Annotated in this window: 30 protein-coding genes; 12 read left to right on the top strand and 18 right to left on the bottom strand. The window is 45.8% G+C overall.

The features are described 5' to 3' along the window. The first annotated feature begins 12 nt into the window (after window positions 1-12). The gene (rlmD, locus tag GO755_RS11220) at window positions 13-1,461 is read left to right on the top strand and encodes a 23S rRNA (uracil(1939)-C(5))-methyltransferase RlmD (RefSeq protein ID WP_157584825.1); all 1,449 of its coding nucleotides are present in this window, start codon (window positions 13-15) and stop codon (window positions 1,459-1,461) included. A 92-nt stretch (window positions 1,462-1,553) separates the two neighbouring features. On the opposite strand, the gene GO755_RS41815 is transcribed toward rlmD, so the two are convergent. From GO755_RS41815 to GO755_RS11180, 8 genes are all read right to left on the bottom strand, one after another. Then, window positions 1,554-2,552 (bottom strand): ComEA family DNA-binding protein, encoded by a 999-nt coding sequence (locus tag GO755_RS41815; protein WP_157584824.1) that lies wholly within the window; start codon window positions 2,550-2,552, stop codon window positions 1,554-1,556. A gap of 81 nt (window positions 2,553-2,633) precedes the next feature. Next, on the bottom strand, window positions 2,634-3,218 hold the full coding sequence (locus GO755_RS11210) for a phosphatase PAP2 family protein (protein WP_157584823.1): 585 nt from the start codon (window positions 3,216-3,218) through the stop codon (window positions 2,634-2,636). Window positions 3,219-3,220: 2 nt separating this feature from the next. Further along, window positions 3,221-4,135 (bottom strand): sugar phosphate isomerase/epimerase family protein, encoded by a 915-nt coding sequence (locus GO755_RS11205; protein WP_157584822.1) that lies wholly within the window; start codon window positions 4,133-4,135, stop codon window positions 3,221-3,223. A 74-nt stretch (window positions 4,136-4,209) separates the two neighbouring features. Continuing rightward, a complete protein-coding gene (locus tag GO755_RS11200) occupies window positions 4,210-5,331 on the bottom strand; it encodes a carbohydrate kinase family protein (protein WP_157584821.1) in 1,122 nt (373 codons plus the stop codon). A gap of 24 nt (window positions 5,332-5,355) precedes the next feature. Then, complete coding sequence (gene deoC / locus GO755_RS11195; protein ID WP_157584820.1) at window positions 5,356-6,123, bottom strand: deoxyribose-phosphate aldolase; 768 nt, start codon at window positions 6,121-6,123, stop codon at window positions 5,356-5,358. 57 nt (window positions 6,124-6,180) lie between these two features. Continuing rightward, the gene (locus GO755_RS11190) at window positions 6,181-6,894 is read right to left on the bottom strand and encodes a GntR family transcriptional regulator (RefSeq protein WP_157584819.1); all 714 of its coding nucleotides are present in this window, start codon (window positions 6,892-6,894) and stop codon (window positions 6,181-6,183) included. Between the two features lie 121 nt (window positions 6,895-7,015). After that, a complete protein-coding gene (locus GO755_RS11185; RefSeq protein WP_157584818.1) occupies window positions 7,016-7,249 on the bottom strand; it encodes a response regulator transcription factor in 234 nt (77 codons plus the stop codon). Between the two features lie 196 nt (window positions 7,250-7,445). Beyond that, complete coding sequence (locus GO755_RS11180; RefSeq protein WP_227686921.1) at window positions 7,446-7,820, bottom strand: hypothetical protein; 375 nt, start codon at window positions 7,818-7,820, stop codon at window positions 7,446-7,448. Between the two features lie 420 nt (window positions 7,821-8,240). On the opposite strand from GO755_RS11180, the gene GO755_RS11175 reads away from it, so the two are divergent. Further along, complete coding sequence (locus GO755_RS11175; protein WP_157584817.1) at window positions 8,241-9,323, top strand: Gfo/Idh/MocA family protein; 1,083 nt, start codon at window positions 8,241-8,243, stop codon at window positions 9,321-9,323. Window positions 9,324-9,388: 65 nt separating this feature from the next. Here the strand turns inward: GO755_RS11175 and GO755_RS11170 are convergent, their stop codons facing one another. From GO755_RS11170 to GO755_RS11135, 8 genes are all read right to left on the bottom strand, one after another. Then, window positions 9,389-11,044 carry a D-alanine--D-alanine ligase family protein gene (locus GO755_RS11170; RefSeq protein WP_317165835.1) on the bottom strand — a complete coding sequence of 552 codons (1,656 nt, stop codon included), beginning with the start codon at window positions 11,042-11,044 and terminating at the stop codon, window positions 9,389-9,391. A gap of 278 nt (window positions 11,045-11,322) precedes the next feature. Continuing rightward, on the bottom strand, window positions 11,323-11,589 hold the full coding sequence (locus GO755_RS11165; protein WP_157584815.1) for a NifU family protein: 267 nt from the start codon (window positions 11,587-11,589) through the stop codon (window positions 11,323-11,325). 41 nt (window positions 11,590-11,630) lie between these two features. Continuing rightward, window positions 11,631-12,734: an Mrp/NBP35 family ATP-binding protein gene (locus GO755_RS11160; RefSeq protein WP_157584814.1), complete on the bottom strand. Its 1,104-nt coding sequence runs from the start codon at window positions 12,732-12,734 to the stop codon at window positions 11,631-11,633. Between the two features lie 90 nt (window positions 12,735-12,824). Beyond that, a complete protein-coding gene (locus tag GO755_RS11155; RefSeq protein ID WP_157584813.1) occupies window positions 12,825-13,823 on the bottom strand; it encodes a GSCFA domain-containing protein in 999 nt (332 codons plus the stop codon). Between the two features lie 206 nt (window positions 13,824-14,029). Next, window positions 14,030-14,473, bottom strand: coding sequence for a 50S ribosomal protein L9 (rplI, locus tag GO755_RS11150; RefSeq protein ID WP_111341605.1), 444 nt, complete (start codon window positions 14,471-14,473; stop codon window positions 14,030-14,032). Between the two features lie 129 nt (window positions 14,474-14,602). Next, on the bottom strand, window positions 14,603-14,854 hold the full coding sequence (gene rpsR / locus GO755_RS11145; protein ID WP_012925715.1) for a 30S ribosomal protein S18: 252 nt from the start codon (window positions 14,852-14,854) through the stop codon (window positions 14,603-14,605). Between the two features lie 11 nt (window positions 14,855-14,865). Then, window positions 14,866-15,228, bottom strand: coding sequence for a 30S ribosomal protein S6 (rpsF, locus tag GO755_RS11140; RefSeq protein ID WP_157584812.1), 363 nt, complete (start codon window positions 15,226-15,228; stop codon window positions 14,866-14,868). A gap of 124 nt (window positions 15,229-15,352) precedes the next feature. Continuing rightward, window positions 15,353-16,294 (bottom strand): hypothetical protein, encoded by a 942-nt coding sequence (locus GO755_RS11135; RefSeq protein ID WP_157584865.1) that lies wholly within the window; start codon window positions 16,292-16,294, stop codon window positions 15,353-15,355. Window positions 16,295-16,484: 190 nt separating this feature from the next. Between GO755_RS11135 and GO755_RS11130 the strand changes: the two genes are divergently transcribed. The 10 genes from GO755_RS11130 (at window position 16,485) to GO755_RS11085 (ending at window position 23,428) form a co-directional block, all read left to right on the top strand. Continuing rightward, window positions 16,485-17,144: a YggS family pyridoxal phosphate-dependent enzyme gene (locus GO755_RS11130; RefSeq protein ID WP_157584811.1), complete on the top strand. Its 660-nt coding sequence runs from the start codon at window positions 16,485-16,487 to the stop codon at window positions 17,142-17,144. A gap of 96 nt (window positions 17,145-17,240) precedes the next feature. Next, on the top strand, window positions 17,241-17,618 hold the full coding sequence (locus GO755_RS11125; protein WP_157584810.1) for a DUF423 domain-containing protein: 378 nt from the start codon (window positions 17,241-17,243) through the stop codon (window positions 17,616-17,618). An 81-nt stretch (window positions 17,619-17,699) separates the two neighbouring features. Continuing rightward, on the top strand, window positions 17,700-19,295 hold the full coding sequence (locus GO755_RS11120) for a peptide chain release factor 3 (protein WP_157584809.1): 1,596 nt from the start codon (window positions 17,700-17,702) through the stop codon (window positions 19,293-19,295). A gap of 100 nt (window positions 19,296-19,395) precedes the next feature. Then, window positions 19,396-19,722, top strand: a complete 327-nt coding sequence (locus GO755_RS11115; protein ID WP_157584808.1) for a hypothetical protein — start codon at window positions 19,396-19,398, stop codon at window positions 19,720-19,722. 108 nt (window positions 19,723-19,830) lie between these two features. Then, entirely contained in the window at window positions 19,831-20,040 is a 210-nt protein-coding gene (locus GO755_RS11110; protein ID WP_198174806.1) for a hypothetical protein, read from the top strand. Between the two features lie 229 nt (window positions 20,041-20,269). Further along, window positions 20,270-20,506 carry a hypothetical protein gene (locus tag GO755_RS11105; protein WP_157584807.1) on the top strand — a complete coding sequence of 79 codons (237 nt, stop codon included), beginning with the start codon at window positions 20,270-20,272 and terminating at the stop codon, window positions 20,504-20,506. A 153-nt stretch (window positions 20,507-20,659) separates the two neighbouring features. Beyond that, entirely contained in the window at window positions 20,660-21,532 is an 873-nt protein-coding gene (locus tag GO755_RS11100; RefSeq protein ID WP_157584806.1) for an ABC transporter ATP-binding protein, read from the top strand. Beyond that, entirely contained in the window at window positions 21,529-22,365 is an 837-nt protein-coding gene (locus GO755_RS11095; RefSeq protein ID WP_157584805.1) for a hypothetical protein, read from the top strand. Before GO755_RS11100 ends, GO755_RS11095 begins: the two co-directional genes overlap by 4 nt. A 2-nt stretch (window positions 22,366-22,367) precedes the next feature. Beyond that, window positions 22,368-22,745: a GntR family transcriptional regulator gene (locus tag GO755_RS11090; RefSeq protein WP_157584804.1), complete on the top strand. Its 378-nt coding sequence runs from the start codon at window positions 22,368-22,370 to the stop codon at window positions 22,743-22,745. Then, window positions 22,742-23,428, top strand: coding sequence for a hypothetical protein (locus GO755_RS11085; protein WP_157584803.1), 687 nt, complete (start codon window positions 22,742-22,744; stop codon window positions 23,426-23,428). Before GO755_RS11090 ends, GO755_RS11085 begins: the two co-directional genes overlap by 4 nt. Before the next feature lie 57 nt (window positions 23,429-23,485). Here GO755_RS11085 and GO755_RS11080 read toward each other — a convergent pair whose 3' ends face one another. Beyond that, the gene (locus GO755_RS11080; RefSeq protein WP_157584802.1) at window positions 23,486-24,904 is read right to left on the bottom strand and encodes a sensor histidine kinase; all 1,419 of its coding nucleotides are present in this window, start codon (window positions 24,902-24,904) and stop codon (window positions 23,486-23,488) included. Window positions 24,905-25,007: 103 nt separating this feature from the next. After that, window positions 25,008-25,685 carry a response regulator gene (locus GO755_RS11075; protein ID WP_198174813.1) on the bottom strand — a complete coding sequence of 226 codons (678 nt, stop codon included), beginning with the start codon at window positions 25,683-25,685 and terminating at the stop codon, window positions 25,008-25,010. Between the last annotated feature and the right edge of the window lie 223 nt (window positions 25,686-25,908).

Genomic DNA, 25,908 nt, shown 5'->3' with positions numbered 1-25,908 from the left:
TAGGACTAATTTATGCGTAGGAAGACTCATAAAACCCCCGAACGGTTGGCAGGCGTCCGAATTGATGCTGTGGCTGCCGAGGGAAAATGCATTGTTCGCACCGATGAGGGCGTGATTTTTGTTGAAAACCCGACCGGTGGTCCGGGTGTGGCCCCCGGCGATGTTGTAGATCTGCGCATCACTAATACAAAAAAGCAATACCGAGAGGCTGTTGCCGAACGTGTTCATGAATGGTCGCCGGTACGCGTTGACCCATTTTGCGAACATTTCGGCACCTGTGGAGGCTGCAAGTGGCAACATATACAATATAGTGAGCAGTTGGGTTTTAAACACCAGCAGGTTGTCGACCATCTGACGCGCATCGGAAAAGTCGCCTTGCCCGCTATTCTGCCTATTCTGCCTGCGCACCCTACGCAGTACTACCGTAATAAGCTTGAGTTTACCTGCGCCGAGGGTCGCTGGCTGACGCAGAGCGAAGTGAGCACGCAACATAAAATTGATCAGCGAGCGATTGGTTTTCACGTTCCTGGTCGGTTCGATAAAGTGCTGCCAATTCATCATTGTTACCTCCAGCCTGATCCATCCAATGCCATTCGACAAGCTGTGAATGAGTACGTTTTTCAGCACGATATGACGTTGTATAATCTGAAGGCGCATACCGGTTATCTACGGACGCTCATTATCCGCACTGCCGATACTACGCAGCAGGTAATGGTAACGTTGCAGGTTGCTCAGGATAACCCTGATTGGCTAAATGGTCTGCTTGGTCACTTGCAGGCTACCTTTCCACAGATTACGTCGCTAAACTACATTCTGAACACGAAGAAAAACGATAGTTATCAGGATCAGGAGGTGATTAATTGGGCGGGGAAATCTTATATCGAAGAACAAATGGATGAAGCCGATGGGCCGCCCCTCACGTTTCGTATTGGCCCCAAGTCGTTCTACCAGACCAACGCCCAGCAAGCTCATAATCTCTACAAAATCACCCGTGACTGGGCTGGACTAACGGGTCAGGAACGAGTGTATGACCTATATACAGGCACGGGTACGATTGCCCTTTTTGTGGCTCGTCGGGCGAAAGAAGTAATTGGTGTGGAGTACGTTGAAGCATCGGTAGCCGATGCCCGTGTCAACGCCCAAGTGAACGGGATTACGAACGCGACCTTCGTCGCCGGCGATATGCGCGACATTCTGACCGACAGCTTTTTCGATCAGCATGGTCGGCCGGAAGTGGTCATTACCGATCCACCTCGCGCGGGGATGGATGAGGCTGTAACCCGCCAGCTACTCAAAGCCGCTCCTGATCGAATTGTCTATGTGAGTTGCAATACGGCCACCCAAGCCCGCGACCTGGGAATTCTGGACGAAGGCTATTCGGTAATGAATGTGCAACCCGTAGATATGTTCCCCCATACACATCACGTAGAGAATGTAGTTCTTTTGAAAAAAAGAGGGTAGATAAGTTAATAAGTTGTAAGTCGATAAGTTGTAAGTGGCTGGCACGGAAGTAATTCACTTACAACTTATCGACTTACAACTTACCAACTCCCTTAAAAATCCAGATACGGAGCAATCTTCTCAATGGTTTTGGCATCAAGAATCCGGATGGGCTTAAGCGACTCCGCTGAAGTATAGGCGCCGTGCTGCTCGCGGTAGTTGACAATTAGTTGCGCCTGCCGACGTGATAAAAATGGATGTCGATCCAGTTCATCGGCAGTAGCTGTGTTGATTGGAATCTTCCGAACAGTCGACCGAATTTTGCCGAATTTCTCCAGTTCATCCAGCGCCAGAGAATCCAGCCCATAAATGTCGCGGAACTGCTCTGTCGAAACGAAGCCGCCAAGTGCGTCGCGAAATTTCACGATGCGGCCTGCTAGAGTAGCGCCAATGCCTTTTAGGGCAATTAATTGAGCTGTATCGGCGGTGTTAATGTCGAAAGGCTGTAGAACCGGTTTGGCTGGCCTTTCAGGAAAAGCTGGTCGTTCTGTATAGGCTGGCCGTTCGGTTGGTTTATAGGGCTCGGTGCCGGTATTTCTAAACTGCTCGTTGCCTGAGCGGTCTGAATGAGTCGATTCTTTTAACGTAATGTATGGTTCTAGCCGGTCGTAGAGATCGGGAGGAAAGTCATAAATACGTAGTAAATCTTCTTTTTTTCGAAACTGTCCGCCTTTGGTTCGGTATTTATCGATTCGGTCGGCTAGCCAGCGAGGTAGACCCAACTGCTGCCATCCGGCTACACTAACAGTATTCGGATCGAAGGGGAACAGTTTAGGTTCACTGAAGTGCTCAGCCGTGGTTTTGTCTTTATCAGCACGACTACCGAACTGAGGCTGTTTGGCTTCCTCCGCCTGCATGAGCGCGACCAGACTATCGAGTTTACGTTGATCGGCAAGGGAAGTATCGACGGGTTTTTGATCGGTTACATACCGATACAAAAAGGGAATAAGCAGGCAGAATGATGTTAGAAAAAGCAGGACGATAAAGCCTCTAGCCTCCTTATGAGAAAATCCAAAGTAATCACGAACAAGCGATTGGAAGCGTTTAAGCATGAACAGTAAGTAGTTGCAGGTGGGTATGTAACTGCCGCAAACTAAACTGTAAAATTATTCTATGCAACCTTTGTGGTGCATTTAGTCTACAAATGCTTTTTTAGGATTAGCAAAACGTGTTTGCCACCAGTGATAAACATAAACAGCTAACATGGCTGATAAGACGCCAACACCAATGCCCGCCAGTACATCGAGAGGGTAGTGGGCCGCTACATAAATCCGACTGTATGATACAAGGGTTGCCCACAGAAACCCCCATTTTAGCCAGGGATATTGTTTGCCAAGTAGTAGCCATACACTGGTTGCCAGCGCAAATGTGGTTGCCGCGTGCGATGACGCAAAGCCGTACTGACCCCCACATTCCATAACCGGATGAATTAGCTTTTGCAACGCAAGTTCGTGACAGGGCCTGAGTCGATGGGTAAGTGGTTTTAATACCGACGAGGCCGCCTGGTCTCCCATGGCGACAGCAGCAATAATTGTGAGTAAGAACTCGATAGCTTGTTTTCTATATCGATAGATCAGCCAGCCAATGAGCAACGCATAAAGGGGGAACCAGCTATTGCGCTCGGTGATCCAGATCATAACTGGATCAAGCCAGGGCGTGTAATGGCTGTTTAGCCAAAGGAAAAGATCAGTATCGAGTCGGTTAAGGGTTTCAATCATAATTACAGTACCAGAAACTGATTCAGGTAATTCCGTGCGGTCAGAATGGCTGTCTGAACATCATCGGGATGGCTTTCATATGCTTTATCTTCGACTTCAATACAGACTGGTCCTCGATAACGAACGTCGGTCAGAGCTGCGAAAAAATCACGCCAGCGTACATCGCCAAGGCCAGGGAGCTTGGGCGAGTGATATTCCAGTGGATTGGCCATAATGCCTACCCGATTTAGTTTATCGCGGTACAGTTTTACGTCTTTCAGGTGAATGTGATGCAGTCGGTCGCGATAGTCGTAAATAGGCTTGACCTCGTCCATCATTTGCCAGATCAGGTGGCTGGGATCGTAATTTAGACCCAGCGCCCGTGAGGGAATAATTTCGAACAGGCGATCCCATATGGCGGGAGTAGTTGCCAGGTTTTTACCGCCCGGCCATTCATCGTCCGTAAACCACATTGGGCAGTTTTCGATACCAATTTTTACATTACACTCCTCAGCTACTTTCACAATCGCAGGCCAGTGTTCGGCATACAATTTCAGGTTATCGCCAACACTCAATGACGGATTTCGACCAATGAACGTATTAACGACCGGAACGCCCAGTTGGGCAGCAGCCCGAATAATTTTCTTGATATGCTCACGATAAAATTCCGCCTGTTCCGGATTGGGATCGAGTGGATTGGGGTAGTACCCTAAGCCCGAAATTGACACGTTGTAGAGTTTGGTCAGCGTGTGAATCTGCTCTACGTTTAAATTATCGACATCTACATGAGTTACACCTGCATACCTACGCGCATCGGCATTGCCAGATGGCCAGCACATTAATTCGACACATTTGAAATTATGTTCTGACGCAAATTGTAACACACCATTCAAGTCATAATCGGCCAGGATAGCCGAAACAAAGCCGAGGTTAAGCATAAAGAAAGCAATGTTGTTAGGGAGCGCAAAATAAATAAAATTACGGTAGACGTAGAATGGATACCTTGTCCATTCTATAGTTCCAGAAGCCAGTTTTCCAGATAATCGGCCAGATCCGATCTGGTCGGGCTGATACCTTTTTGGATATAGGCTCCCGAGCTCGCCATTCCCAGTAGTAGACAATCTGCTAAAGGATAACCTGTTAGCAAGCCCCAACAGAAGCCAGCGTTGAGATTGTCTCCCCCGCCAGTAAGTACTTTAGGGTGGGGAACTAACCGACCAGCTACCTGACAAATTCCCTCGCTAGTAGCCACTAATGAACAATCGGTTGGGTGAATCAGAACAGTAGGGATGCCAGTATGCTGGTGAATGTAAGCTGCGATTATGGCCAGATCAGGGGTTTGTGAAAGCCGGATCGTATCGGCAGGGCTGTGTCCAGATAGGGCCAGATAGATACGACGGGCTTCGTTTTCATTCATGCCCAGTGTAACCGAACCGAAAGGGATATAGCGGGCTACAATATCTAAAGCTTCGCGAATATCTTTGGCCGACCGTTTGGTTGGATCGCAAAGATCGAAAAAGAAAAGGGGTGGATTATCGGTTGGCGTTGTCTGAACAATCTGCGTTAAATAGCCCTCCCATAAATCATTGCCATGAGGCAGATTAGCCCAATCGACAAACGCCAGTAATTGACTTTGGGCGTATTGTTGTCGCAAAGTGTCAATTCCAATTGTATGCGCCAGATAGGACCAACGTAATCGCTCAAAAACGGATACTTCGGATAAAATCACTTTGCCATCACCAAACTCCAGTGCGTTCGATTCGGCAGGTGGCCCTAGCGACACCCGTTCGCAATGGGGATGCATTTGTTCGAAAATTGGGTCCGATAACGTGCCAACGCACCAATTCGTTATGCCCAGCGATGCCAGCGCGTGAGCCATAATTGGTGCGTTGCCCCCAATTTTAGTCGCTTCTGTAACGAGTTCAATCTGGCCGCTTTTGCCCGAAAGGCTGTGAATCAGTGCTGCTAGTTCACTGATGCCCCCCATGTATTGATTCCCCAATGCGCTTTTCGATTCGACGACTTTCTGAATCTTGTCCACATATCCGTCGAAACCAACAAAGGCATGGAAGTCGGTTATGGGTTGGGCTGCCCGGAGCCGATCAATGAGGGATTGGAAATTTGGTAAAGGCATAGGAAAAAAGGGAGGGAACACCTATTAATATCCTTTCGCTTCAGCAACAGGGGCCAGAGGTGTATCGGCGTCGACGGCGCCAAACCGCCGATAAGCATCTTCCATAATGGTCGCCGTAGCCGAGGCTCCCAGCCGAGAAACACCCATTTCCTTAACCTTCAGCAATCCATCGAGCGTGCGGACTCCTCCAGCGGCTTTTACCCGAACGTTCGGTCCAACGTGATCGAGCATTAGGCGAAGATCGTGCTCGGTTGCCCCTTCGTAGCTGTATTTGCCATCGCTACCTTTCACAAAGCCGTATCCAGTAGACGTTTTGACAAATTCAGCACCAACCTCAGTGCAAATTTCACATAGCTTGATCTTGTGGGCATCATTGGGCAGAAAGTCATTTTCGAAAATCACTTTCAGAATGGCTCCATGTACCTGGCAAATTTTATGAACCACTCCGATTTCATCTGTTACATACTCCCAGTCTTCCCCCAGGACTTTGCCAATGTTGACGACCATGTCAATTTCAACAGCCCCATCCTGGCAAGCCTGCTCGGTTTCGGCGACTTTAATACTCGTTGTACTATTGCCATGTGGAAAGCCAATAACCGTTCCGACCAGCACATCGGAGCCAGCGAGTAATTCGGCGGCCATGCGGACGGCATAAGGTTTAATGCAGACTGAGGCCACATCGTATTTTAGAGCCAGCTCGCAGCCCTCGCGTAGCTCAGCATCAGTCATGGTCGGATGGAGCAGCGAGTGGTCAATCATTTTGGCAATTTCGCAGATAAGGGTTGTGTTCATAAATCAATGAGTGATTTAGGGGTAAATGTTTGAGTGATTGAGAAAATTCTTCCTGGGCTAAAGGCCGCCACTAATGGCGTAATGGTCGGTGAAGCAAAACAGTCGGCTATATACATTCAGGTTAGGTCGATTCGTCAGATAACGACGTTCGATGTAGAGCAGAGGAGTGTTTTTTGTACAACCAAATAGGTGAGCCTGCTCGATGGTGGCCTTTACAGCCCGTAATCGTTGTTCCATATTCCGAATGTCGAGTTGATATCGATTACTCAGCGTCCGAAACAGCGAACCGTCAAGCAACCCATCTGCCTGAAGCGAATCCAGACCAATGTCTGGCACAAATGTGTGTTCGAGCATGATAGGGTTGTTATCGGCATAACGTAGCCGATGTAGAAACAGACAATCCAGATTCCGTTCTGTATCGGTAAGGTTGTAGAAAAAATCGGTGGGCCAGGACATCAGTGTGAGTGGTGCCAAAAACTCCGTTCGCACTACGTGGTTATTACCCACTACCTCCGAAAACCCCTGAAACGACAATAATCCCAGCGCCTGTCGCTCCGACCGAACGATGCTACCCTTCCCATGCCGTCGTTCAATGAATCCCTCTCGTACCAACTCCGTCAGCGCCTGGCGAACAGTCATTCGGGTAGTTTGAAATGTCACCGATAATTCATTTTCGGATGGCAACAAACTCCCTTTGGGATAAATCCCCTCTACAAGCTGGCGCTTAAGAGATTCATAAATAAGCTGGTATTGGCGGGGTTTGGTAACCATATGCCAAAGGTAGGAAGTGATACTTGTATAGACAAGTTAGCGAGAGATGAAAAAAAACAGGCTGATGAAAAAGCGATTTTTCATCAGCCTGTTTTTTTCTAGAGTGATAGTAAAACTGGTCTTAAGGTATGACCAGCCCTCCTCGCACGGCGCACATGGCCAGTCCAACACGAGTTTTTACCTGAAAGCGTTCAAACAACGCTTCCCGGTAACCATCCACGGTGCGCGGGCTAACGCACATTTGATCCGCGATTTGGACGTAGGTTAATTCGGAGCAGGCCAGTTGAAGGAAATGATGTTCACGAGGTTTCAACTGAACGGAGTTCAGGTTACGGAGAGTGATTAGGTTGGTCATCTTATGGCGTGAGGTATTAATTAACTATTTAGTTAGCTAACTGCTTGAAAGTAAGCAAACTCGGAGCCATATTCCAAATCAAATGAGTTAACGGTAGTTTTTTATATACCGTTAACTAAATCCTAACTCTACCTACTAAAACCTACCCTAAAGGACCAGGTGAATTTGATAAGGGACGAGCAATTCCATTTGCGCTCTATTGCATTGCCACTATACGACTTGTCTGCTGAATGGGAGCTGTTTTTAACGTAACTTCTTTAACAATGCTTCCCTCGCTTGATCTTACTTCGATTTCATACTGTCCGTCGGCCAATTCATTTACATCCAATTTTACAGCATATCGCAGTTCGTTTTTGCTGATGTTCTGCCGAAATAGAACTTCATGGCTTTTGTTGCGAAGCATCACAACAACGGGTAATTCTGTATTTTTTTGTACGGCAACCCGGATTTGATTGTTGGTTGTGACGAACGCACTGGCATCAAATGATAAAGCCTTAGGCGTAGTAGGATTAGTTAACGTAGAGGCACTCATAAGAACGGTGGCTGCTACTTTGCTCATTAGTGAAAACATGGCTGTATTAAGTTTAGTGTTTTGAAAAATGGTTGTTTACTGTTCATTCAACATGATCCAAAGGCCGTGCCAAGTAGATAAATTATTGATTATCAATAACTTGATAACTTGAGGTTGACTCAATGATGTCCGTAACTGGACAGCCTTCGTTCACTTGCGGACAAAAGTAGGGTGTATAAGTTGAAGGCTAAATACACTTAATCTGGGTTGTAGAAATCAGTCTATGAACCGTAAGAAAACCGTAACAGAGTGTATTGATGATTACGATTTAGGTGAATGGTCAATAGTAAAGTTTGGTCCATTGATCCTTACTCAATCGCAGAGCCTTAATTGGCTAATAGGTGCTTAACTTATGAGGTAGACGGAGTAATTTTGTTTTACCCAATTCATTAAAACAGTCGTCAGATTCTAAAATCAATTATGTCAATACCTACTCAAGCCTTGCGAGTACTCGTTGTCGGATGCGGCAATATGGGCGCATCGCACGCCATCGCTTACAAAACAATCGGCGGATTCGAAATTTGTGGCATCGTTTCTACCGGCAATAGCAAAGTTGTTCTGAATGAACGTCTGGGTGGCGGTTATACTTTATATGACGACTACACAACGGCCCTAAAAGCAACCCAGCCCGATGCGGTTTGTATTTCAACATACCCTGATACCCATGAATCCTTTGCCGTTCAGGCTTTTGAACAGGGCTGCCATGTATTCATGGAAAAACCTATTGCCGATACCGTTGAGGGAGCGAAGCGCGTTATGGCCGCTGCCGAGAAAGCTGGAAAAAAGCTGGTCGTAGGTTATATTTTACGGCATCATCCTTCCTGGGAAAAGTTTGTTGAAGTAGCACAGGGATTGGGCAAGCCGCTGGTTATGCGGATGAATCTCAATCAGCAAAGCCACGGCACTATGTGGACTGTTCATCGGAATTTGATGAAAAGCCTGAGCCCGATTGTCGACTGTGGCGTACATTATATTGACGTGATGTGCCAGATGACTCGCTCTAAACCGTTGCAAGTCAACGCGATTGGTGCGCGCCTTACGAACGATATTCCGGCTGGCAATTATAACTATGGCCAGTTACAGATCCGATTCGAAGATGGCTCGGTAGGTTGGTACGAAGCTGGCTGGGGACCAATGATGAGTGAAACGGCGTTCTTTGTAAAAGATGTGATCGGGCCAGATGGTTGTGTATCTATTGTGGCAAAAAATGCGGGTTCTTCCGGAAAGTCGGATAATGTAGATTCCCATACAAAAACGGAATCACTACGGGTTCATAAGGCTGCGCTTGATGCCAATGATCAGTTTGTTGAGACAGATACCTGGATCGACATGCAGGATGAACCCGATCACCAGGAACTATGCAATCGTGAGCAACGCTATTTTTTGAAGGCTATCCAGGAAGACCTTGATTTAACCGATCATATGCAGGATGCGGTCAACAGTCTGCAAATTGCCTTTGCTTGCGATGAGTCAGTTCGAACAGGGCAGCCGGTGATGTTATAAATTGTTGAAACGAAAAAGGCGTGCCACGACTTAGAGCCGTGGCACGCCTTTTTCGTTTCAACAATTTACACGTATCGTTCCGAAATGTGCCATGCCCGTTCGGTTGTTTCAACCAGCAGGGGATGGCGTGGTTGGCTGAGGGCCGTTTCCAGTTCGTCGATGGTGTCTTTAAAGAGCAGATTCACCGGAATTTCGTGCGATTCCAATTTGCTTTTGATGTACATCAACGACGGGCGGACAGTACCCGAAGCAGCCAGTTCGTTATACTGTTGTTTGGCTGCTGTAAATTCCTCATCACTGGCACCGAACGAGACGACGCGTTCGGGCAAGGGATTCGCTTTGCGACTGGCTAACTGGGCGTCGAGTTCGGCAAGTAAAGACTTGAGATGAAAGGTGTCTTTGCCTGTACGAATACGTTCCCGCAAGGATTGACGGATGAGGTATGTAAGCGAATTCGATAGATTCAGGCCAATTTCTGCCATTTGCTTGAAAATCAGCGACGAAGGCGACATACCTGGAATCGTGTTGGGATCGTGGAGTAGTACATCGCCAGCGGGCGTCAGGAAGCCATCGATTCGTGCATAGACATTAATACCCAGGCGCGAAAATACTTCGGCTACAGCCAATTGGATTTTGCGGTTATTCTCTAAACTTGTTCCAACTGGAATGCGCTTTTTAGTCGTATTGAGTTTGTATTTCGAGTCAAAATCAAAACTCGTTACGTTATAAATTTCGGTTGGGGGTAAAGCAATCGCAACCTGATTGTCATCCTGAATAACGCCACAGGAAAATTCTTGTCCGCTGATAAATTCTTCAAATAGGACTTCATCTTCAGCATTCAGCGACGCAAGCGTAATAGTTCCAGCGCCTTCTTTTGTGATTGCATCCAGTTTAGCGACAAAATCGGCGGGGTGCTTAATAACCTCACCAGTTTGTTCGATAACAACAGGAAAACTAATTCCCGAATCCAGACTAACCATTTTCTGAGCTAATTCCTGCTTATCGGCTGGCGATAAATCAGCCCATTCGCTGAGTTTACTCCAGCCGTCGGGTTGCACGCTCATTGTGAAAAAACACTGCTCAACCGCCCGGCAGAACTGTGTCAGATCAGCCTCGCGCACAATAGCTACCCCGATCGATGAACCCTGATGCGGAGCTTTTACAACGATGGGTAAACCCAGATGATTGGTCAGTGATTGAAAAAATTGTGCTTTGTCGGCTTGTTCATAGGCATCGCGACTGATGGTAGCTGTTTTCTTCTGTTGCCCATTGGCCAATGCGATCAGTTCATTTTGCAGAATTTTGTTGATCCCCACCGCCGATCCGACAAGCCCAGGTCCGGTGTAGGGCATCTTATACCACTCCAACAATCCCTGAATGGCACCATCTTCGCAGTCAGGACCGTGCATGGCCAGAAAAGCCACATCGAAATGGTCACGAAATTGTTCGGGCCGAAGTCCAGGTAAGAGGGCATCCAGTGCATCTGTAGCGAGGGACTCATCGTAGACCGAAAATCCCGATCCATCCTGCGGCAAGGCATCGCGTAAAGAAGGCGATTGCAGGAATTCGGGTGTAACGAGTCGAAAGCGCCCGCGTCCATCTACAAACACCAAAACAGGCTCGAACAAGCCCTTATCCAAATTTGCTAAAGCCGTGCGACCACCCGCAAACGACACCTCACGCTCCCGCGCTGGACCACCGAAGAAAATGCCTATTTTCACTGAATTGAGGAATATTTGAGAAGTGCAAAGAAACAAAAAAACGCCTGATTCGGCGTTCTAATGTTATACAGAAGATTTACTTGTCCTTTACAATAGTTGCCGATGTTAGCAAAGATCTTGCAATAGCTCAAGGAGTAACCTCATATATCATATTAAGGTTGGTAGCTATTAATAAACGCTCAGCTATTTTCAGAGTAGAAACAACCTGTTAAACACAGGTGCCCCGTCCCTAACCTTTGAATTTATTAAGATGACATCAGGCAGCATTGCCAGTTCGTTTAAAACGCGGGCGTGATGTTGATAGCTTCAACTTTAGTAATCTCTGGAACAGCTTTCAGAATGGCTTCTTCCAGGCCACCTTTAAACGTCATCGCCGACATGGGACATGAACCACAGGAGCCAATCAGCTCAAGTCGTACAATTTTATCATCAGTCACTTCCAGGACCTTTACGTTGCCGCCATCTGCTGCCAGATAGGGCCGCATCGTGTCAAGCGCCCGTTCAATTTTTGTAATAAGTTGGTCGTTGCTAACTACCGTTTCCATTGAATGATTGATTTCCGGTAAATTTATACTTTCTGTGTTATTTATGCAACCTGAACACGCTCGGTGCGGTCGATAGTTGCGTTACGAATGGCTACTTGTTGCGCCAGTGCTTCGGCAACAGATCGGAAAGCTTCACTGGCAATAGGTTCGCCAACACTAATTGCAGGTCGCCCTTCATCACCAGCTTCACGAATACTCTGCACAAGCGGAATCTGGCCTAACATGGGCACATCGAATTGGTCGGCTAGTAGTTGACCGCCCCCTTGGCCAAAAATATAATATTTATGGTTGGGAAGTTCGGCAGGGGTGAAATAGGACATATTTTCAATAACACCCAGCACCGGCACATTAATCTGCGGCTGACGGAACATCGCTAGTCCCTTCGTTGCATCGGCTAAAGCCACTTTCTGGGGCGTAGTTACAATGATGGCTCCTGTAACGGGAACGGTCTGCACAAGTGTCAGGTGAATGTCTCCTGTGCCTGGTGGTAAATCGATGAGTAGATAATCTAGTTCCCCCCAATCAGCATCCGAGAAAAATTGTTGCAGGGCTCGCCCAGCCATTGTACCACGCCAGATAACAGCCTGACCAGGAGCAATCAATAAGCCCATCGATAGCATTTTGATGCCAAACTGCTGAATAGGTTCCATGCGGGTTTGACCATTCTCCTGAAAAATACGTGGCTGGATATTCTCCGCCCCGAACATCGTTGGCATAGAAGGACCGTAGATATCTGCATCAATGATACCTACTTTAGCACCTGACTTGTGTAACGCAATCGCTAGATTAGCCGTAACTGTCGATTTGCCAACACCTCCTTTCCCTGATGAAACGGCAATAATGTTTTTTACACCTGGAAGCGTTGGGGCATTCGCTCGAGTAGAGGTCACGTCCGAACTCATATCAATTGTAATCTGAATATCTGCCCCGATATGTGTGTGAATGGCATCCTCGCACCGTTTGCGAATAACTTCTTTCAGTGGACAGGCAGGGGTTGTAAGTACAACAGTAAAGCGAACAGAGCTTATGCCCAGCGTAATATCCTTCACCATATTAAGCGAAACGAGATCACGCTTTAAATCGGGTTCTTCAACGGTACTTAACGCCCGTAGAACGGCTTCTTTAGATAATCGGTAATCAGACATTCGGGAAATGAATAATGGATAATCGGTGTCGCCTGTGCGATAAAATGAGTACTATAAAAATGGATAAGAATGGCTGTTTCGGCAACTCCATTATACATTACTCATTATACACTTTTCTAAACGCCCCTGCACCTCTGCCAGTTCCGCCGAAACGTCGATTCGTTTCGACAACGTTTCTAATTCGGTAATTAATTTGACCAGAAATTGCCGATTGGCTGGGCTAGTATCGCTATAGAGCGGGCGGTGTGCCAGTGATTTGCTGATTTGTGCCCATTTGGCAATAAAGTCACGAAGTTCAGGGTCAAATGCACTTTCGACAAACTTTCCGAAAATATAGTCGTGTGCCTGTGTATTCGGGTGAATCAAATCGGCTTCATAAAATCGATAGTCGCGTAAATCGTCCATCATCAGCTCGTAGGCCGGGAAATAGGATACCCATTCATTCCATACCGTCAGCTCATGGGCAATAACGCGCAACATGGATTTGCTAACACTGTTGAGGGGAAGCGTGTCGCGGGTATGCCGAACAGGGCTTACTGTCAATAAAACATTCAATTTCGGATTGACCTTGTGAAGTGTTTTCAACAACCGTGTTATGTCGTCGCGGAGATGGTCGATCTGGTACAAGTATTTCTCAAACAGCGAACCTGGCATTTTGTGGCAGTTGGCGACCACTTTCCCCGTGTCAATATGGCGATACACAACCGCCGAACCGAGCGTGAGGAACAGGAAATTTGCTTTACGAATAGCTTCGGACGTATGAGCTAAACAAGTGATTAGCTTATCGCGAAGTTCGTCCTGACTAGTGGCCCAAAGCGATGAGTGAAAATCGTAGTGAAACCAAACGCCATCGCGTTCGACATACCTAGTTTCCTCAGGTGCCGTGCCAAATAAAGCCATCATTAGTAGCTTCGAGATGGAAACCGGGTTAAAGATCGTGCCGAACGGATTGTTCAGTACCGTTAATTTAGCATCGACTAATCGCTGCCCCATAACTTCAGCAAAGCAGGAGCCAATTGTCACAATTTGGCTATTCAAACCAATGCGATAGGGGAGTACTTCGGGCGAAAATTCGGTATGAAATTGCATACCTTTTTAACAAAAAAACGGGCTGATTAGGTCCGTTTTTAAGAAAAGATTTTGCCTTTAATCGTCTGATAATTAGTTGCTAAAATAGTAAATTGAATTGCAAAGACTTAACGTGAAGGCTATGTAATGGTACATGCATTTAACGCAAAAACCGACCAATTTCGTCATGTAACGAACTGGTCGGTTTAGTCTGAAATCGAAGTGACTTATTCAGCCGAAACGACGTCGAATTTCACTTTGTGCTTCACATCTTTGTGTAGATCGATCGATGCTTCATAGGTACCAAGAACCTTTACATCTTCTACCGTAATTTTCTTCCGGTCGATGTCAAAGCCCTTTGCACGGAGTGCATCAGCAACCTGCGTATTGGTCACACGGCCGAAGATTTTGCCGCTGTCACCTGCTTTTGCTGGGATCGTTAGCGTCATATCGCCGATGCCATCAGCAATAGCCTGCGCATCGTTTTTCAGTTTTTCAGCTTTGTGAGCTGCCTGACGAATGTTTTCGGCAACGATCTTTTTATTCGAGTCGGTTGCCATTATCGCAAATCCCTGAGGAATCAGGTAGTTGCGGCCGTAACCAGGCTTCACCGCAACGGTGTCGTTCTTGTAGCCCAGGCCGGCAATATCGGTTTTTAAAATGATATTCATTTTTTGAAAAGTCGTAAGTGAAAAAGTCGTAAGTTATAAGTGAGTAAGTTGTAAGTGAAGAAGACTGCAATTGAATTGCCTGCCACTTGCACACTTATTTACTTGTACACTTACAACTTACAACTGTTTTTATTTCAGTGAATCGCCTACGTAAGGCAGGATGGCTAAATGACGAGCGCGTTTGACAGCCTGGGCCACTTTACGCTGGTTTTTGAGGCTTGTACCAGTTAACCGACGGGGAAGAATTTTGCCCTGTTCGTTCAACAGTTTCAGCAGGAAGTTACCATCCTTGTAATCAATGTATTTGATGCCGGCTTTCTTGAAGCGGTCGTATTTTTTACGGTTCTCGGTTTTCGAGACAGATTCGTTTTGCAAACTCATGGTTACTGTGCCTAGGCGTTTTCGGTTTGTTTTTTCTTACCCACTAAGCCATTGCGCTTACGATCGTTGTAGGCAACAGCGTGCTTGTCGAGCGAAACCGTCAGGTGGCGGATGATACGCTCGTCACGGAGATACTCAGTGTTGAGCTTCTCGATGATCGTGCCGGGGGCCTTAAACTCGAAGAGTTGGTAGTAACCCGTGTTCTTGTGCTGAATCGGATAGGCCAGTTTACGCAGGCCCATATTGTCTTCGTGAACAAGCTCCGCACCGTTATCGGTCAGCACTTTACGGAACTTGTCAACGGTGTCCTTCATCTGAGCATCAGATAAAACGGGAGTTAAAATGAACACCGTTTCGTAGTTATTGAGAAACATTTTTTTGGAATTGGTTTGAAATTAGGGCGCAAAGGTAATGAAAAAAAAGCAGAGAGCAAGGGGCATAGTGTAAAAACTACATGCCCCTTGCTCTCTGCACCGTACTGGTTTACTCTGATCCCTACTACTTTATCGTAAACTCACCTTCGCCAATGCGGAAGCCTTCGCAGTAGATTTCAATTGTGTATTTACCCTCGTTGAATCGTTGCCCTCCGCGGCCATAAAAGTAATCGATCCGCTGACGGCTATTGTCGAAGTTGAAGCGTTGCATAGCCGTATAAATCATTCCCTGGCCGTTGTACGTGAATTCACCCGAACCTGTTGCCAGATCAGATACAACAGCACCGCTGGGGTCCAGAAGCCGCATATACAGTACTTTTTCATCTTGTTTAGCCAGGCCGTTAGGAGCCAGTAAAACAGATATATGGACTTTATCAAGCTTCTTGGCTTTATAGGTGCCACCATCGGTCTCTTTTCCTTTTGCGTTGACGGAATTGACCGTAACGGCTTCGGCTCGAAGGGCGGCAGCAATGGTAACTTTTTCTTCTAACTCCTTATTTTTTGTGGAAACCGCCACCACCGAATCACTGAGAGTTTGTCGTTCGGCTTTCAGACCACTGTTTTCCTGATTAAGGCTTTCGTTTTGTTGCGTTAATACACCGTTTTCTTCTTTCAGGCGGGCAATTTCCTGATCTTTCTGCGCCAGGATAGTCTGGTAGTTACGTATTTTCTGGTCGTATTTTTTGCTATCGAACGTGCCTACATTCTTCAGTTCACGCTTATCGACTTCCAGTTGGGCCTTCACTTTCATCAGGGAATCGATACTGCCACCCAATTGTTGAATTTCAGCAATTTTAGCGTCTAACTGCGCTGAAATAGAGTCTAGTTTAGTTTTGGCAACCAACACTTCTTCTGTTTTAGCAGCAATGGTCGCGTCTTTGGTTTTATTGTCCTGCCGTTCCTGGTAGTAGAAGTATAAGAGGAGTACATTAAGCGCAGCCAGAATTAATAATGCGGCTAATAAATAGCTACGACTGTTGTTACTAGGCTGAGGTCGGGGTTCCATTGGAGTCATAAATTACGAGGATGGGGTATTCATTTAATCGTTACCAAAACCAAAGTAGTAGAGAAATTATTGCATTAACCTAGTGGCTCTCATGAATTTTGGCCAAAAACTACAGGTTTCTACGTAGTTCTCAAACCTATCTTTGCACAATATTAACAAACGGTTGCTTAAGACCACTACATTGAATAGGATGATTGCTGAAACGATTCGCCTGATTGAGAGTGAATTAGCGGGTAAAGCCAAATTGATTGCTGTCACTAAAACAAAACCGGTTTCATTGTTACAGGAAGCGTACGATGCCGGCTGTAAACGGTTTGGGGAGAATAAAGTGCAGGAAATGGTTGATAAACAGCCTCAACTGCCTGCCGATGTGGAGTGGCATCTAATTGGACATTTGCAGAGCAATAAGGTCAAATACATTGCCCCCTTTGTGACACTTATCCATTCGGTCGATAGCCTGAAACTATTGCAGGAGATTAATAAACAGGCCGCGAAACAGAATCGGATCATTGATTGTCTTTTGCAGATTTACATTGCCGACGAGGAAACTAAGTTTGGGCTTTCACCTGCTGAAGCCGAAATGCTGCTTAGAGCACCCGAATTGAACGATCTTTCTAACATACGCCTTATTGGTTTAATGGGATTAGCTACCAATACGGATAATGAAGGCCAGATTCGGCAGGAGTTTCGAGGGTTGAAACAACTGTTTGATAAACTAGCTGAAATTCAGAGCCCTTATGTCCAATTTCACGAACTGTCGATGGGTATGAGTAGCGATTACCGCATTGCTCTCGAAGAAGGTAGTACGATGGTTCGAGTGGGGAGCGCTATTTTTGGAAATAGAAACTGACTGTTTTTTGTCATGCTGACGAAGGAAGCATCTTCGCTAGCTATATAAATGATCTCATCAGAAGATGCTTCCTTCGTCAGCATGACAAAAAAGTATATGAAATTCTTCATTCAGGCAGGTGCTGTTTTAGGTTTATTAGGGGTCGCGTTAGGTGCGTTTGGGGCACATGCATTACGGGTGATGCTCGATGCATCGGGACGGGCTGCTACTTTTGAAACAGCCGTTAAATACCAGTTTTACCACGCACTGGCCCTGGTACTGGTGGGTTTACTGATGCATACGGTTGGCACCAACGAAACAATTGTAAAACTGCTCAACTGGTCAGGATACGCCTTTTTAGGTGGAGTTATCATCTTTTCGGGGTCGCTCTATATACTCTGTTTTACAGGGGTTACCTGGCTGGGAGCTATTACACCCATCGGTGGCCTTGCCATGATTGTCGGTTGGGCGCTATTGCTGTGGGCGTTCTTATAAATGATGAGTGGTGAATGTTAGCTTATCACATCAGCGAATTCATCATTCAATCCGTATCTTTGTCTTCTGATTCTGAGAATAATGCAAACCAATATACAGGCTGAAACCGCTCGTCGGCGGACATTTGCCATCATTAGTCACCCCGATGCGGGGAAAACAACATTAACTGAAAAACTCCTCCTGTTTGGTGGAGCAATCCAGACTGCCGGAGCCGTCAAATCCAACAAAATCAAGAAGACGGCCACCTCGGATTTTATGGAAATCGAGAAACAACGGGGTATCTCTGTGGCTACCTCCGTTATGACCTTCGAGTACGACAATCTGAAGATCAATATTCTTGATACGCCCGGTCACAAAGATTTTGCCGAAGATACGTACCGGACACTAACCGCTGTTGACAGTGTTATTCTGGTTATTGACTGCGTGAAAGGAGTAGAGGAACAAACCGAGCGGCTCATGGAAGTTTGCCGGATGCGCGATTCCCCGGTTATTATTTTTATCAATAAACTCGACCGGGAAGGCCGCAATCCATTCGACCTGCTGGACGAGCTGGAAGAGAAACTGAACATACGCGTACGGCCCATGACCTGGCCCGTCAATATGGGTTCTGACTTTAAAGGAGTTTACAGCCTGATCGAGAAAAAATTATATTTCTTTAAGGTTAATAAAACGAAAGTAGAAGACGATGTACTGGCCATTGACCTTGCCGATGATTTATTAGATGAGAAAGTAGGCGCCCGCGATGCGGCTCAACTTCGTGAGGATGTTGAACTGATTGAAGGCGTTTATGACGATTTTGATCGACAAGCTTATCTGGATGGAAAACTGGCTCCGGTATTTTTTGGCTCGGCGGTGAATAATTTTGGGGTGAAAGAGTTGCTCGAAGGGTTCTGCGACATTTCTCCTGAACCAATCGCTCGTCCAACCGATAAGCGGGAAGTGTTTCCCGATGAGAAAAATTTCAGCGGCTTTGTCTTTAAAATCCACGCTAACCTTGACCCCCGCCACCGCGACCGGATTGCGTTTCTGCGGATTTGCTCGGGCGTGTTTGAGCGGAACAAATTCTATCATCATACGCGGCTGGATAAAAATGTTCGCTTTGCCAGTCCGTTCAGCTTTATGGCTGATAGCAAGAGCGTTGTGGAAGAAGGATTCCCAGGTGATGTAGTCGGGTTATACGATACCGGTACATTCAAAATCGGCGATACACTGACCGAAGGCGAAGATTTGCAATTTCAGGGGATTCCGAGTTTTTCGCCCGAAATTTTCAAGGAACTCGTCAATCTCGATCCAATGAAGTCGAAGCAATTGGATAAAGGTATTCAACAACTGACCGATGAAGGTGTAGCGCAGTTATTTACGCTTGAACTGGGCAACCGAAAAATCGTTGGCACAGTAGGCGAACTCCAGTTTGAGGTAATCCAATATCGACTGGAAAATGAATATGGTGCTAAATGCCGTTGGGTGCCGCTGAACTACACCAAAGCCTGCTGGATTACGGCAGAGAATCCCGTTAAACTAGCCGAATTTATCCGACTAAAAGGAAACCAGATTGCTTATGACAAGGACCAGAATCCGGTTTTTCTAGCCGAGTCGGACTGGATGTTGCGTATGAACCAGCAGAACAATCCCGATATTCAGTTTCACCTCACGTCAGAATTTAAAGTGACTGCCTAGATTTTTAGGCCCATATGCTTAGATTCTTTCCTGTGAATAAAACTCATTGCAGGCGAGTGAGTTGTTATAGGTATTACTCACGTTAAAATGATATATACGTATGACACACTCACTCGCAACCCTTGCTTTAGTTTTGCTCCTTGCCGGAACAGCCACTGCTCAGGAAAAATCACCCAAACGGAGCAAGAAATCGTCTGCTGGAACGGTATCGGCTACTGACGCTGCTCGCTCAAATCCATCTGCGGCTAATACACACGATGGCACCAATGGGGCCTCCACAGGAGCCGGAACCGGCTTAACAAACGATCAAGCCCAGGCTTCTCAAAATCCAACGAATGGCCCGGCAAAAGTTGATGCCAATAGTAGTGTTAAAACTGGTGCTGCATCTGTAAAAGGTCGAAAGAGGTCTCCAAAGGCAAGTAATTGATGAATAATTCGGGGTTTCCCACAGAAACGTTTTAATAGAGGTTTAATAACTTTCTAAAAAATAGATAGTTCTATCTGCAAAGTCAAACCACTAAAACTAGATAGACTAATGAAAAAATTAATGATAGCTGCCATTGCGGTTTTCTTAATGTCGGGAGTTGCTTTTGCACAGGATGACACGAAGAAAGATGAGAAGAAAATGAAGCATGATGCCAAAGCGATGAAGCATGATGCTAAAAAATCGGGCGATGGCATGATGGCCGATTCGGCTAAAATGATGAAGAAGAATGCCAAAATGATGAAAAAGAAATCGAGCTAGACTCGTTTACGCTATTTGTGAAACAAAAAGGCTTCCTACTAGGGAAGCTTTTTTTATGCTGACAATGCCTGAAATAAGGTTGTTATAGCAATTTTGGTCGATATAAGTCGGTAAACAGGATATACACAAACTGCCTCCGAAATGCTAACCGACAAAAGTCTGACAACCTTTTAGCCAAGAGCTGGTTCATATAGTAGTTGTACAACAATTAACTTAACTACTAATAGATATGAAAAATCTAATGTTAGCCAGTGTCATTGCCTTGCTAATGACAGGTTCTGTTTTTGCTCAGGATAAAACGAAAAAGGAAGCAAAAATGGAGGCAAAGGAATTAAAACATGATGCTAAAGTGGCGAAAAAGGAAGCCAAGATGGAAAACGACCATATAAAAGCAGATGCTGCGAAAGATGTAAAGCATGAGGCTAAACTATTAAAGAAAGACGCTAAGAAGACGCCGTCAAACTAATTAATAGTCAGCTTAAGGTGTTGAAAGCCTCTCATATAGAGAGGTTTTTTTATGCGCTAAAAAATAAAATTTCTTAAAAGCTTGACTTGTAGGTATAAGTATACATACTATTGTAGTGTACTATTTTACTAATACACTAAAGCAGTTGTATGTATGATCGAGCTAACTAAAGTATCGTTCGGGTATCAACGGGGTAGGCCACTTTACGAAGGACTGGATTTAACGCTATCGGAAGGGTCAATTTATGGACTATTGGGCCCTAATGGAGCTGGGAAATCCACACTGCTGCGTTTGATGTCAGGCTTGTTGTATCCGAAAGCGGGAGCAATCCGGGTAGGTAATTATGTTCCCGGCGACCGTCATCCGGCGTTTCTGGAAGACACATTTCTGGTACCCGAGGAGTTTTATATGCCACCGGTACGAATTCGGCAGTTTGTTGACTCGAATGCGCCTTTTTATCCGCGTTTCGATCGGTCGCAGATGAAACATTATGTTCAGGAGTTCGGCCTGACCGATGATCAGAAACTGAATGAACTCTCGTATGGCCAGAAGAAAAAAGTGCTCATCGGGTTTGGCCTGGCTACCAATACTGCCGTTTTACTCATGGACGAACCTACTAATGGGCTCGATATTCCCTCAAAAAGCCAGTTTCGGAGATTGGTAGCGGGAGCCGTAGACGAACGCCGGATAGTAGTAATTTCAACGCATCAGATTCGGGATCTCGAAGCGCTTATCGATCCGGTGGTGATTCTGGCCGAGCGATCACGTTCGCGCATGACCGTTGCTTTGAAAGCCAGCGTTGAGGAAATCACGGCAAAACTATGGTTTGGGATGGTTTCTGAACTGGATAGTAGTCGCCCGATATTGTACTCCGAGCGAGCTGTTGGAGGGTATGCGATTGTAGCGGAAAACCAGTCTGGTGAACCGAGCCGACTGGACCTAGAGCGGCTTTTCAATACAGTTCAAGCCGAGCCACAGCGAATTAGTCAACTATTTTCATCCACTTCAACGTACGCGGCCGTATGAATCAGACATTTTCAATTAGCCGCTTTGGGCGGTTACTACGCAAGTATTTCACCGACAACCGGGGGCAATTATTAGCCGACCTTAGCTTATTGATAGGTTGTTTACTTGTATTGGGTATCATTATATATCGGGGCTGGCCTTCTGAGGTAAAAAACATTCGGTCAATCCTGTTTTTTGTGCTGGGCTGGCCGTGTTGGTATATGTTTACAGTACAACAAATCACAGGTATAAATCAGAAGGAGCGTGCGATAAATTACCTGATGCAACCAGCTTCTCAATTTGAGAAAATAAGCCTCGTCTGGCTTATCTCTGGAGTGGGATTTGTGCTAAGCTATCTACTACTTTTTTTCTTCCTGGACACGCTAGGCGTTGCGTTCGTTAATAATCGTCATTGGCCCCCCGATCAACTTGCAATGATTCGTGAGCAAGGAGGATTACTGAAGATTACGTCTTTCTTTGATGGCATTAATCTTCGTGATGTCCCGGATTCATTATGGGTTTTTACGGCCATATTGCATTCGTTTACAATGGCATTTGCCTTGTTCATTCGGCGTTACACACTTTCGCTGATTGTGATTATAGCGTTTACATTGCTCCTGTTTGGTTTAATCGTCAATAATTTCCTGTTACAAAGCCTGACTGGTTCAGATACGATCAGAAGTGGTTTTCCATTTGCCGAAGCAATTGCCCAATCACCTATTCATAAGTATCAATATCGAATGGTCAATCTGCCTACATCACTAAGCAGCCAATTGCGGTATATAGTGGGCGTTACAGCGATCATTTTGCTGTATATCACGGCCTATGTTCGATTTAAAGAGCGGGAGGTATAACAATGGATTTTCGAGATAAACAAGCTATATACCTGCAAATTGCTGAATATGTAAGTGAGCAGGTACTGCTAGGCCGTTGGCCAGTGGGTGAGAAAATTCCGTCGGTCCGCGATTTGGCGGCAGAACTGGAAGTGAATCCGAATACAGTCATGCGAACCTATGATTTCTTAAGCCAGCAAGGCGTTATTGCCAATAAACGAGGCATTGGCTATTTTTCTGCCGAAGATGCGCTGGACAAGATTCGAACGTTTCGACGCGAGCAGTTTTTGCAGAATGACCTGCCTCAATTCTTTAAAAACTTAACGCTATTGGGTATTAACCTACGCGAAATAGAAACACGTTATGATGCATATGTAAATACCACAACTAACGCGCAATGAAAACAAGCTATATTCTTTTGGCCATTATTGTCTTCGTGACGCTAACTGGCATGGTCGCAACCGATGTGATGCTCAAGCAGCAATTCGAGAAAATCGACTGGAAAAATCCCTACCAAGAGTTTGTACAACGTGCGCTGCCAACCGCAAAACACTGGGTTGTTGAAGGCACACCGACTGAAGAAATAATAGTTGTAAAAACGGTTGCTAAACCTCTGGCATTAATAGATCCCGATCTGGTTAAATTCTACCGGATACGCCAGCAAGGTGATACCGTATTTGTTGCCTTCACACCAGATGATAGGGGTTATCAAAACGAACCTCGCGAGGACGCTACGCGTGAACTTGGCGTTCGGCTGGTTTTACAATTGCCCAGTCCACAAACAATGCAGATTAAAAACGCACGATTGACATTGCGTGAATTCGTGACGGATAAACTAGTTGTATCGTTACGGAAAAGCCGTTTACGAACAAGTAAACTAGCAGTTTCAGAGTCATTTACATTGATTGCGAATCAGAATAGTTTTGCTGCCTTAGGCAATGATCAGGTAAAATCATTGCAAGCGACTGTAGGGGATTCGAGCGGCATCTGGCTGAATAATACACAGATAGATTCATTCAAGCTGCAAGCGTCACCAAAAGCCCAACTAGACCTACAGGGGGAAGCGCTGAAGTGGCTGAAATAGGGAGAATTGTGTTGCTGGCGCGGGAATTCACTCGTACCAGCAACATAATGAGTCAGTTTAACTGGTTGCCTCCGTTTTTATCTGTTCATCAGAAGAATACGTGGCTTCTGGAAGCTTGGCCGAACGATAGGGAATAGGCAGAGTTATCCAAAACTTAGTGCCTTTTCCAACAACAGACTCAACCCGAATTAGTCCTCGGTGTAGTTCGATGATCCGCTTTGTAAGGGCAAGGCCAATGCCATGACCTTTTACCGTCATAGTTGTTTCGGAGCGGTAGAAAGGCTCAAAAATATGGGGTAGATCCGATTCTGGAATCCCGTAGCCCTGGTCAGTAAATGTGAGTTGCACATAGCCACTTTCAAATGAAATTCTGACCGATACTCGCTCATCGGGCGAGTATTTACAGCCATTTTCCATCAGATTCTGGAAGGCTGTCTGGAGAAGTGACTCCTCACCAAGAATAACCAGTTCTTCTTCCTGGTTAGGTAAATTGTCAAAATCAATGTCAATCTGGTAGTCAGGCTTTGTATGCGTGACTTGGCTCTGAGCTTGCCATAGTAATTCATCAATGCGCAAGGGCTGGTGGTTCAGCATGACGGCGTCTGAACTGGCTCGTGCCAGTTCAAGAAGGCCATTCACGAGCCGAATCATACTTTTAACTTCATCGAGTAAAGCATCGAAAGAAGATTCATATTCATCGGTTGAGCGAGCTAATAGTCGGGTCACTTCAATCTGGCCCATCATAACCGTTAAAGGCGTCCGTAACTCATGCGAAGCATGGGAAACGAAACTCTTTTGCAAAACAAACGCTTCTTCGAGTCGACTGAGCAAGTCATTGAAGGTACTGGCCAAATCGGCTAGTTCGTCGCGTTGCCGTCCTACTCGCAATCGTTCATGGATATTTGTGGCCGAAATAGCGTTTACCTGTCCAATTAGCTCAGCTACAGGTCTGAGTGCGTCTGTCGCAAAGAGATAGCCTGCAATACCAACAATCACGAGACTCAATAACCATCCTGAAAACAAAATTTCCCGGAGTCGGTCGAGCTTTGTCAAGCCATAACGGTCATTGCCCGATGCAACAATGAGCAAAACTTGTCCCCGTGAGTTAAGATGCCGAACGCCAACCGCTTCCAGGTCGCCAATTCGACTATATTGAGAATGATGAAGTGTGATTTTACTAAGGAAACTTGGCGTTACTGGGTAATGCGGCCGTTGATTACCTTGATTATACAAAACCACACCCTTAGAATTGTAAATCGTAACCTGCTCATTGACCATCACTGGTAAATCGGCCTGGGGCACTTCACCTACATCTTCGCGGAGCCGTACGGTGGTAAATGCTTTTTCTTCGAGCCGTTGTTCAAATTCCTGCTGCCTGAACTGGTCATATAAGTAATAAACAGAAACCGTAAAGAGCAGCATGATCGAAGCGACCAGCAGCACAAACAGCAGCGTTAAGCGAGTGCGAATGTTCATATTATTCAGGGGTGTGAAAAATTAAGCATACGTAATAAGAATGGCTGACGCAAGATAAAAAATCCAGTGTCAGCCATTCTTATTACGTATGCTTAATTCTTTATTACTCTTCTTTCAACATATAACCCATTCCAATAACGGTATGTATAAGTTTTTTAGGAAAATCTTTGTCGATCTTTTTTCTAAGAAAGTTTACATATACATCAATTACATTGGTACCTGTATCGAAGTGAATATCCCAAACTTTCTCAGCAATATCAACGCGCGACACAACCCGACCCCGGTTACGCATAAGGTATTCAAGAAGACCGAATTCTTTAGCCGTCAACTCAATCCGTTTGTCGCTACGGCGGGCTATTTTCTCGTTCAGGTCCAGTTCAAGGTCGGCTACTTTCAGGACGTTCGCCTGCATACCGGCTTCGCTGCTACGTTTTGTAAGAGCACGTAGCCGGGCCATTAGCTCCCGAAATTCAAAAGGTTTAACTAAATAATCATCGGCACCTGCTTCAAATCCAGTTAGTTTATCATCTACCGAACCCATAGCCGTTAGCATAAGTACAGGGGTACGATTCTTCTCCTGACGAATAGCCTGAACGACATCGAAACCGTTCATTTTAGGTAAATTAATGTCCATAATAATCACATCGTAGAGATTATTAAGGGCCATCGTTCGCCCAACCTGACCGTCGAAAGCCACATCCACTTCGCAGGATTGTTCTTCCAGCCCTTTCCTTACAAACGAGGCTAATTTTGGCTCGTCTTCCACTACCAGAATTTTCATGTCGGCAACATACATAGCTCTTGTCTGATTTAAAAACGGCAGAATAAGTTATTAGTTTATAAAAGCAGCCAAGCACTCTGATATTGCTGACCAAAGGACTTTCTACTTACATGCTCAAGGTCGGCTTAGGGTATTAAAAGGGATTGAAAACAGCATTAAAAGTACGTTAAAGCGATTGGGTAGTATGTGGGATAAAACAAAAAAGCCGCTCCGAAAATCGGGG

The organism is Spirosoma arboris (genome assembly GCF_009754945.1).
GTDB classification, from domain to species: Bacteria; Bacteroidota; Bacteroidia; order Cytophagales; family Spirosomataceae; genus Spirosoma; species Spirosoma arboris.
The sequence above is the reverse complement of the archived record's forward strand: the minus strand, read 5'-3'. Positions and strand labels throughout refer to the sequence as shown.